Annotated in this window: 8 protein-coding genes; 7 read left to right on the top strand and 1 reads right to left on the bottom strand. The window is 62.2% G+C overall.

Translation table 11 applies throughout. The features are described 5' to 3' along the window. The 7 genes from NZM16_RS06990 to NZM16_RS06960 form a co-directional block, all read left to right on the top strand. The coding region (locus NZM16_RS06990) for a (2Fe-2S)-binding protein (protein ID WP_295479546.1) at positions 1-334 on the top strand (334 nt) is incomplete at its 5' end. Between the two features lie 130 nt (positions 335-464). Then, positions 465-914 carry a YbjN domain-containing protein gene (locus tag NZM16_RS06985; protein ID WP_295450049.1) on the top strand — a complete coding sequence of 150 codons (450 nt, stop codon included), beginning with the start codon at positions 465-467 and terminating at the stop codon, positions 912-914. 242 nt (positions 915-1,156) lie between these two features. Continuing rightward, positions 1,157-2,152 (top strand): LacI family DNA-binding transcriptional regulator, encoded by a 996-nt coding sequence (locus tag NZM16_RS06980; protein WP_295479544.1) that lies wholly within the window; start codon positions 1,157-1,159, stop codon positions 2,150-2,152. A gap of 93 nt (positions 2,153-2,245) precedes the next feature. Beyond that, complete coding sequence (locus tag NZM16_RS06975; RefSeq protein WP_295450043.1) at positions 2,246-4,357, top strand: hypothetical protein; 2,112 nt, start codon at positions 2,246-2,248, stop codon at positions 4,355-4,357. A 12-nt stretch (positions 4,358-4,369) separates the two neighbouring features. After that, on the top strand, positions 4,370-5,674 hold the full coding sequence (locus NZM16_RS06970; RefSeq protein WP_295450040.1) for an ABC transporter substrate-binding protein: 1,305 nt from the start codon (positions 4,370-4,372) through the stop codon (positions 5,672-5,674). A gap of 268 nt (positions 5,675-5,942) precedes the next feature. Continuing rightward, complete coding sequence (locus NZM16_RS06965) at positions 5,943-6,821, top strand: carbohydrate ABC transporter permease (protein WP_295450038.1); 879 nt, start codon at positions 5,943-5,945, stop codon at positions 6,819-6,821. Between the two features lies 1 nt (position 6,822). Then, positions 6,823-7,710, top strand: a complete 888-nt coding sequence (locus tag NZM16_RS06960) for a carbohydrate ABC transporter permease (RefSeq protein WP_295450036.1) — start codon at positions 6,823-6,825, stop codon at positions 7,708-7,710. 349 nt (positions 7,711-8,059) lie between these two features. Here NZM16_RS06960 and NZM16_RS06955 read toward each other — a convergent pair whose 3' ends face one another. Beyond that, positions 8,060-10,033 (bottom strand): acetoacetate--CoA ligase, encoded by a 1,974-nt coding sequence (locus NZM16_RS06955; RefSeq protein WP_295479541.1) that lies wholly within the window; start codon positions 10,031-10,033, stop codon positions 8,060-8,062. Positions 10,034-10,346: the final 313 nt, after the last annotated feature.

The following is a 10,346-nucleotide window of genomic DNA, read 5'->3' as shown; positions in this document are numbered from 1 at the left end:
CACCGTGCTCCTGGACGGCCGGCCGGTCAGCAGCTGCCTGCTGCTGATCTCCCAGGTCCACCATCAGGAAATCCTGACGGTGGAAGGCCTGGCGGGAGACGACGCCCTCCACCCTGTGCAACAGGCATTCATCGAGCATTTCGCTTTCCAATGTGCTTACTGCACTCCAGGTTTCATTCTCTCAGCGATCGCCATGCTGGAGAAGGAGCCGGATCCGAATGAGCAGGTTCTTCGCGAATACCTCTCAGGGAACCTGTGTCGGTGCGGGAGCTATCTTCACATCCTGAAGGCCGTCCGCGCAGTCGCCCGAATTGGAAAGCGAGGATCTACTTGATACCGTCTTTTGTGTGGGATGCAGCAAAAGATCCCTCTTCACAAGAGGGCGGTTATAGGATTATAATGGGGATGGCGGCGATGAGGCCGTCGTCATCCTCTCCATCCGATAGTCCGGCGAAAGGGGTTCGATGCGGAAATCCACACAAATCCAGGCCCTGGAAGATGAACAGGCGTTCACGCAGGTGTTAGCGGGCGCCCTGGAACAGCTAGGATGGGAGATCGTCCACCGCCCCGCCCGCGAGAGTGAGCCCCTGATCGTCCGCCGCCCCTCTACCTATCGAATCATGCTGCGTTATATCCACCATCAGCCTCGGATCAACCGGATCCTGATCTATGTCCTTTTCGGAGGGCGGGGATCAGAGAACCTGAGCCTGGAGGCCCTGCATGCAGCCAACCGGTTGAACGACACCTATAACCTGGCCAAGCTCTCCTTCGATGAGGATGGAGATGTCTGGTGTCAGACCGTCTTCCCCTTCGGGGCCGCTCTGGATGTGGAGCTCTTCTCGGCTTATCTCGAGTGGTGGGACGCGGCGCTCACTGCATGGGCGCAGGAGCACCTGAAGCCCTTTGTGGCGTGAGAGGCCCGGGAAGGGACAGCGTGCGATCCTTCCCGCCAGGGAACTTTGTTCTGCTTCCGAAAGATAAGGGGGCGGTCGGCTTCGACGTCCATCCCCTTCTCTGAACGGCTCTCGGCCTTCGCCGATGAAGAACCCCCGGATCATATCCCCTTGACAGCTTCCGCCATTTCTGTTATCCTGGAATTGAAACGTTTCAATCCAGCGGTGGATTCGCGTTCCTGGTGGTCAGCGTGGAGGACAGGATGGCCACCATCCGGGATGTGGCGCGGCGGGCAGGGGTTTCCCCCGCCACCGTTTCCTATGTCCTCAATAACTCCGGGCCGGTGCGGCCGGAGACCCGGGAACGGGTGCTGCAGGTCATCGCCGAGCTGGGCTACCACCCCCATGCCGGAGCCCGACAGCTCAAACGTCGCCGTTCCGATACCGTCGGCCTGATCCTCCCCACCGGCGAGCGCCGCCTCAGCGATCCCTTCTTCCTCGAGTTGATCCACGCCCTCGGAGATGCTTGCGCCGATCATCAGCTTGATCTCCTGATCGCCACCTGCCGGGACCCCGCCGCCGACCTGCGTCTGATCGATCGCCTCTATAAAGGCCGACGGGTAGACGGCTTCCTCCTCATCGATCTGCAGCGTCAGGACCCCCGTATCCCGCACCTGCTGGAGGCTGGAATCCCCTTTGTCGCCTTCGGGCGGATCGAGGAGAACGGCGAGTTCCCCTGGGTGGATGTCGATGGGGAGGCCGGGATTCGGGAGGCCGTGGCCTACCTGGTGGGGAAGGGCCATCGCCGGATCGCCTACCTGAGCCCGCCGCTTTCTTTCACTTTCGCCCACCATCGCTTTGAGGGCTATCGAAAAGGCCTGGCGGAGGCCGGCCTTCCCTTCGAAGAGGCCTTGATCCGGATCGCCCGTCCCACGATGGAGGCCGGATACCAAGCGATCCGAACATGGCTGACGGAAGGCCTCCCATTCACCGCTCTGATCGCCGCCACGGATCTGATGGCCCTGGGAGCCATGCGGGCCCTCCACGAAGCCGGGCGGATCCCGGGCCAAGATGTGGCGGTGATCGGCTTCGACGATATCCCGATGGCGGCCCAGGCCCATCCACCTCTCACCACGCTACGCCAGCCCATGGACCAGATCGGCCAGGCGCTGATCCGCACCTGGCTGGCCGCGGTCAACGGCGAAATCTCCCCCCCCACCCTGATCCGACCGATTCTGATCCGTCGAGCGTCCGCCTGAGCGCCAATTCGGGAAACCTAAAATTCCTGGAAATGATGTTCCATCGGGATGGATTTTTCACGGTGACTGAAACGATTCAAATCGGAGCGAGCAATGCGCCTGCCACGGGATTACTATCACGCGTTCCTGGGGAACGGCCACGACGCTGTGCTCATCGGCTATACCGGGGCGATGGTGCCGGACCGACCGCCCAACGGCTGGCACCCGTATCTGGATCGCTGTCAGTGGTATAAGTCGGATCGCTATTATCCAGAAGACCGTCTGGTCGATGTGGTCCCGCCCCGCCACCCGCCCTTCGGAACCGCGCTGCCCAAGGACGGGAAGCCCTGGGCGGAGCTCGCCCCCCTCGGCTACACCGCTTACGAGGTGGAGGTGGAGGGCCAGGCGGGTCAGGTCCAGGCGTTCGCTCAGACCTTTGTCCCGGAGGAGGGAACGGTTTACACCACCGTGGATTGGGGAGTGGCTCGAGCCGAGGTGACGACTTTCCTGTGCCCGGATCGGCCGCTCTTGGTGATCCGCTACCGCTTCGACCGGCCGGTTCGCCTGCGGGTCTGGGCGGCACCGGGTGTATGGCATGAGGAAGGCCACGAAACGGATCCCTTCGATGCGCTCACCTTCCTGGAGGGGCGTCCGGCGGCCTTCTACCGGCTGAGCCCTTACCAAGGCTTTATCGAAGTGGCGCTGGCGGAGGCCCAGCGATGGGGCCGGGAAGGCAAGGTCTGGTGGCTGGAAGGGGAGGGGACCGCCTTCACCCACTACTTTGCCATCGTCGATGATTACGCCGGTCCCTTGGACCCCGACCTCATCCCCCGGGCGATGGCCGAGGGACCGGAAGCGCTCCACGCTCAAACCCGGGCGTTCTGGCAAGCCTACTTTGCGGCCTCTCGCTTTGAGATCCCGGACCCGGTGTTCGATCGGGTTTATCGGACCAGCCGCTATTTGTTTAAGGCCACCCAGAACCCTGTCTCCGGTGGGCTCCCGGTGGGCAACCTGCGACTGACCTGGTCCTCTCACCTGTTCTGGGATGCCTATTTCATCCACCGGGCGCTCCTGGAGGCGAACCACCGGGCCGAAGCGGAAGCGGCCGTCGGCTTCTTCCTCCGCACGCGAGAGGTCGCCGAGCGCCACGCCCGGGAGGATTTTGATGCCCCCGGATTGAAGTGGGATTGGGAGCTGACCCATCGAGGCGAGCCTGCCTATGGGGTCTGGGTGCACCAGAAAGAGCAGGTCCATAACAATGCCGCCTACGCCAATATGCTGTTCCAGCAATACGCTTTCACCCGGGATCGCCGGATCCTGGAGCAGGTTTTCCCGCTTCTGGAAGGACTGGCCGTTTTCTTCCTGCACGCGGTGGTGGAGGAGACGCCGCTCGGCTTGGAGATCCGCCCGATGGTGGGAGTCGACGAGCGGCCGGTGCGGGTGCGCAATGAAGGGATCACGCTTGCTGGAACCATCCGGTTGCTGGAGCGATATGTCCAGGCCGCCCGCCTGCTGGGCCGGGAGGATGGCTGGGTCGAGCGGAGCGCTCAGGTCGCCGCCGGGTTGCGCCGCGCCCTGGACCGTCTTTACAACGGCCGATATTTTCAGGCCTCGGAGGAGGAGGATCGTCTGAACGTCAGCAGCCTGGCCCCCATCTACCCGATGGAAGTAATCCGGCCGGGAGATCCGCGGGCCCTTCAGACCGTTCGGGCCTACCGGGAGCGTTACGCCGGACGGATGGTGGGCCATGGGAACAGCGAGTGGGGATTTCCCTGGGCCGCTGCGGCGCTGGCCACCATCCAGGCATGGCAGGGCGACGGAGAAGGAGCATGGCAGACGCTACAGGAGATCCGCCCCGCTTTCTCCATGCACGGCGGGATCGCGGAGACCGTGGACAGTGAGGGGCGATGGAATATGCAGTATTTCGGGACGGCCCATGGCGCTCTGTGCACCGCGCTGCATCATCTGGTGGTCCAGACTCGGGAGGATGGGATCCACATTGGAACAAGCCTGCCGGCCGCCTGGGAGAGCGGGACCTGGGAGAACTGGCTTGGCAATGGCCTGCTTCTCTCCGGGGAATGGGATCGCCAGCGGAATCGCCTGGAGGTGCTGCTGCGTAACCCGACCGCGAAGCCCATCCCGGTGCGGTTATGGATCGGCCGGATGGAAGGGGAATTCACCGTCGCGCCGGGCGAGGCCCGACGGTTCCAAACTCCTTTATTCTGAAAGGAGGTTGCCATGAAAAGGTTCCTGCTCCTGCTCGCGGTTCTCGCGCTGGCCGTGACGGCCTGCGCGCCGGCGGCCACGCCCACCCCCGTGGTCACCCGCGAGGTGGTGGAAGTCACCAAGGAGGTCGTGAGGGAGGTGGAAAAACCCAGGATCACGGTGCGGCTCTCCGGATGGGCGGCCAACCCCCAGGAGACGGCCCTGCTGGAGTCTCTGCTGTATCGTTGCTCCCTTCAGAACCCAGACATCGTCGTCAAGTATGAGCCGATCACGGGGGACTACTGGGCCAAGATCAAGACGCTGGTCGCCTCCGGCGAGGAGCCGGACATCTACTACATGGACATCTTCCAGTTCCCCTTCTTTGCCGCCAAGGGCGTCCTGGTGCCTCTGGATGACTATATGGCTCAGGCCGGGGTGAAGAAAGAAGACTTCATCAAGACCCTGATCGATGCCTTCACTGGGCCGGACGGCAAGGTCTACGGCATCCCCAAGGACTTCAACACCCTGGCCCTGTTCTACAACAAGGACCTCTTCGCCCAGGCTGGGATCCCGGAGCCGAACGAAAACTGGACCTGGGAGGACCTGAAGAACGCCGCCCGTCGGCTCTCGGATCCTGCCAAGGGGATTTACGGCCTGGGCGTCCCGGCGGATCCAGGGCGCTTCCCGATCTTCGTCTTCCAGAACGGCGGGCGCATCATGACGCCCGACTTCGGCGACACCACTTTGGACAGCGCGGAGGTGATCGAGGCAGCGAAATTCTACACCTCCTTCCGGGCGGAGAAGATCGGAGCTATCCCGGCTGATGTGGGGGTCGACTGGCAGGGCACGGGCTTCGGCCAGGGGAAGCTGGCCATGGTCTTCGAGGGTGGGTGGTTGATCCCCTACCTACGGGAGCAGTTCCCGACCCTCAAATGGGGCGCCACCTTCCCGCCCAGCGGGCCGAAGGGGCGGGGGAACCTCATCTTCACCGTGGCCTATGTGATCTCTAAGAACAGCAAGAACCCCGAGGCGGCCTGGAAGACCATCAACTGTCTGACCAGCGAGGAGAGCCAGGCCATCGTGCTCTCCACCGGCTTCGCCTTGCCGTCCCGCGCCAAGCTCGCCGAGAGCGAATACTTCAAGACCCGCCCCGAATCGCTGGTCATCTTCAAGGGCGCGGAGTTCGGCACGCCGTTCATGTGGGGCCTGCGAGGCGATGTGGTGAACGAGCAGATGGCCAAGGCGCTGGAGCGGATCTACCTCGAAGGGCAGGATGTGGAAGCCAGCTTCAAACAGGCCGCCGAGGAGGTCCGAAAGGCCCTGAAAGAACAGCAGTAACGCATCGTTCCCCCTGGGGGCAGGCCCCTGACCTGTCCCCAGGGGACTCTGACACTCCATCCGGGGCATTGGGGATGAGCGGGGCTGCCCAAGGTGGCGTCGCTCACCCCACGCCGCGAAGCAGCGGGAGGAGGGTTAAGAAAAGCCCTCCAAATCCCAGGCTTGCAACAGAGCAATTGTTATCCTCCTCCCCGAAGCCCAGAGGGCCTCGGGGAGGAGGGAGGGAAGGGAAAGGAGTGCCCCTCGATCAGCCTGCAAAGGGGGGAAGATGATTCGGATCCGGCGTCGTCAGCTGGGGGAATGGATCGCCGCGTATATTCTGCTCTCCCCCTACCTGTTCGTCTTCCTGGTCTTCAGCGTCTTCGCTATCGCCTATGCCTTCTATCTATCCTTCACCTATTTCGATCTGTTCAGCCCTCCCCGATGGATCGGGCTGGGGAATTATCTATACCTGCTGCGAGATAACCTGTTCCTTCAGAAAGCCGTCCCGAACACCCTGAAGTACGTCGCCGTGGTGGTCCCGGTGCAGACGGCGATCAGCCTGCTTCTGGCCTTCGCCATGGATCAGGAGATCAAGTTCCGTCGCTTCTTCCGCACCCTGTTCTATGTCCCCTCTGTGACCTCCTCGGTGGTGATCAGCCTGATCTTCCTCTGGCTGTTCAAGAAGACCGGGGTGATCAATCAGCTCCTGGGCCTTTCCATCGACTGGCTCACAAGCCCGACCTTCGCTTTGCCGACCATCATGATCGTGAACATCTGGGCCACCACCGGGACTATGATGGTGATTTTCCTGGCTGGCCTTCAGGATATCCCGGTCACGTACTATGAGGCGGCGATGATCGACGGGGCCAACCGCTGGCAGATGCTGCGCCACATCACGATCCCGCTGTTGCGACCGGTGATCTTCTTTGTGGTCACCATGGGGGTGATCGGCTGCTTCCAGGTGTTCGATCAGATCTACGTGATGACGGCAGGCGGACCACTGGATTCCACCACTACCATCGCCTATCTGATCTACAAGTGGGCCTTCCAGAGCACCACACCCTTCATGGGACGGGCCTCCGCGGTGGCCTTTGTGCTGGCCGGGATGATCCTGATCGTGACGGTGATCCAGCGCCGCCTGATCGAGCGTCCGACGGAGGTGTGAGATGGCTGTAGAGGCGATCGCGCCCGCCAGGCCCGCCGTTCGCTATCGAGATGAATTCGCATGGTGGGATCGGATCAAGAAGCCGCTCTTCTACGGGGTGGTGATCGGGTGGTCGATCATCGCCGTCATGCCCTTCTTCCTGACCGTCGTCTTCTCCCTCAAGCCCCTGACGCATCTGTATGAGCCGCCGTTCTTCCTGCCGATCCCCTTCACCCTGGACAACTACTTGAAGGTGGTCACGGAGTTCCGGCATCTCTTCCCTCGCTGGCTGCTCAACAGCGCCTTCGTAGCCGGGCTGCTGGCGGTGGTCCGCACCCTCTTCTGCGCCATGGGAGGCTACGCCTTCGCCCGGCTGCGCTTCCCGGGGCGGGATCTGCTCTTCTGGGCCATGCTGGTCACGATGATGATCCCCGGCCAGGTTACGCTGATCCCAAGTTTCCTGATCATCCGGCAGATGGGGTTGCTGGATAGCCTGGCGGCGCTGATCGTGCCGGGGATCGCCGGGGCCTTCGGGGTGTTCATGATGACCCAGTTCTACAAGAACCTGCCCCGGGAGCTGGAGGAGGCGGCGATGATCGATGGGGCCGGATGGTTCACCATCTTCTTCCGCATCGTCCTGCCCATCAGCCGGCCAGCCCTGCTCACCCTGGCCCTCTTCACCTTCCAGGGGGAATGGAATGCCTTCATGTGGCCCCTGATCGTGTTGAACTCTCCGGAGAACTTCACCCTCCCGCTGGGCCTGAGCTGGTTTAAGGGGGAATACTACACGGTTTACTCGGTGGTCCTGGCCGGCTCCATGTTCAACAGCGTTCCCATCCTGTTGCTCTTTTTCCTGTTCCAGGGTTACTTCACCCGCGGCATCGCCCTCACCGGGCTGCGGGAGGGATAGGGTAGGGGAGAGGCCCTCTGGGTCTCAGGGAGAGGCTTTACCTGCTCCCCTCAAGAAGGCGTCTCTATCGGAGTCGCCACCCAAGTTGCCTTCGGAAAGCGTCAAGCACGATACAATCCCATATGCGCGATCCTCAATCCAGTCGCGCCAGAGCCCCTTTCACTCTGGAAGGCCTCTAAGCAGCGGGACAAAGAACCCTGTATCAAGACCCACGATCGTTACGACGGCCTTTCTCCAACATCTGAAACACAGCCCTCCCCACGGCCTTGCAGGCCGGGGGATGGATAAATTGAAATTTTAGGGTTAGGCGGGGCCGCCTCCAACGGCCCCGCCTACCCCTAATACGGATTCAATCCTCCATTCGCTGTAACATCGACGCGATGCGCTGGTAGAAATCCAGGGACTCAGGGTTCATCAGCGCGTCCCGATTCACCACCGGCCGCCCGTTGAGGATATTGGCAACAGCGGTCTCCACCTTCTTCAGGTTGAGGGTATATGGGATGTCCGGCGCCTCCAGGATGATCGCTGGCACATGGCGGGGCGAGGCCTGCTCTCGCAGCGTCCGGCGGATCTTCTCTTTCAGCTCCTCCGTCAGGGCGTATCCGGGGGCCAGTTTGACAAAAAGGACGATCCGTTGATCCCCCTTCCAGTTTTGTCCCACCGCCAGGGCGTCAGCGATTTCGGGCAGGGACTCCAGAGGACGATAAATCTCCGCCGTGCCGATGCGCACGCCCGAGGGCTTCAGCACCGCATCGGAGCGGCCCAGGAAGGTGATGCCCCCCGTGTCGCTGTGCATAATGATGTAATCCCCATGGCGCCAGACGTTCCGGTTCGGGTAGAACTCAAAATACGCCTCCCGATACTTCCGGCCATCCGGATCATTCCAGAAGTAGAGCGGCATGGATGGGGAGGGTGCCTCACATACCAGCTCCCCGGGCTGATCGTAAATCGGATCTCCGTTTTCATCGTAAGCCTTGATTTTCATCCCCAGAGCCGGCGCCTGCACCTCCCCGGCGTAGACCGGGAGGATCGGACTGCCCGCGGCGAAACAGCCGTTGATGTCTGTCCCCCCCGAGATCGAGTTGAAGTGCAGGTCGCCCTTGATCTCCCGATACACATATTCGAACCCCTCCGCCGAAAGGGGAGAGCCCGTCTGGGAGATCTCCCGCAAGGAAGAGAGATCGCAGGCTTTCCCGGGTGAGATCCCCTGGTTGCGTAACGCGTTGATGTAGCTGGCGCTACAACCGAAGATCGTGATCCGCTCCTCCTCCACGATCCGCCACATCGCATAGGGATCCGGGTGGTTGGGATTCCCATCGTAGAGAACAATCGTAGCGCCCACCGCCAGGGAGCTGAGCAGCCAGTTCCACATCATCCAGCTGGGGGAAGTGATGTAGGTGATCACATCCTCTCGCTTCAGGTCGGTGTGCAGGATCAGCTCCCGAAGCTGGCTGATCAGCACCCCTCCCGCGCTCTGCACCATGCACTTGGGCTTGCCCGTGGTCCCCGAGGAGAACATGATGTAAACCGGGTGCTCGAAGGGGAGCTGCTCAAACGAGATCGATAAGCCGCGCTCCCGCGTTAGGAATTCCTCCCAGCGGACCGCATGGGGGATGGCGGAGATGTCCGGCGCTTCGGTCACGTAAGGAACCACCACCACCTTCTCTAAAGACGGGATGTTCTTTGCCACCTCCGCCGCGTTCTCCAGGGTGAGGAAGCGCTTGCCCTTGTAGAAATACCCATCCGCCGTGAAGAGGACCTTCGGCCCCAGCTGGCCCAGGCGATCCAGGGCGGCTGGGGCGGAGAGATCGAGGCCCACAGAAGCCCATACCGCGCCCAGGCTCGTGGCAGCCAGCATGGCGACGGCGGTCTCGATCCGGTTCGGCATATAGGCCACCACCCGATCCCCGGGCCTCACGCCGATGCGGCGCATGGAGGCGGCCAGGCGCGCCACCGTGTCGTAGAGCTCCGCGTAGGTCATCGTCTGCCGCTGCCCCTGCTCGTTCCGGAACACAAAGGCCAAGCGATCGTCACGATGGCGCAGGAGGTTCTCCGCGAAGTTCAGCTCCGCCCCGATGAACCATCGCGCGCCTGGAAACCGCGTCAGATCGTCCACCACCTGCGCATAGGGTCGGGAGGCGATGATCCCGACAAAATCCCACACCGTCGCCCAGAAATCGGGGATGTTCTCGACGGACCACTGGTAGAGATCCCAGTAGGTCTGGAAGTTCCGGTTGTGCCGGGCGTTCACATACTCGATGAAGCGGGTCATGTTCGCCTGGCGCTTCCGCTCCTCTGAGGGCACCCAAAGCGGTTCCTTCATCGCCAACCTCTCCCGAACGGAGCTCGCAGAGAGCTATCGAATCCCAGCTTTATTATATCGACAGGGCTCTGTTGCAACCCCAAACCCCAGCTTGGCTTTCCCCCCTCCCCACACCCCGGATCGGCATGGGGAGGAGGGCAGGGGGGAAAGGAGAGGCGGACGGCGGATCCGTCCCCCCAACCCCCGGTTCGAAGCTGGATCTCAGGATCCATAAGAAGAGGGCGACAGCGCGCGCAGGACAGTTCGAGCATAAAAGCCCATCGCCAGCAACCGGCCTAATCCGGAGAGGGCGAAGAGCGGATAAAAGCCCCAC

Source organism: Thermoflexus sp. (assembly GCF_025055495.1).
GTDB lineage: Bacteria > Chloroflexota > Anaerolineae > Thermoflexales > Thermoflexaceae > Thermoflexus.
This window is presented reverse-complemented; position numbering and strand designations above follow the sequence as displayed.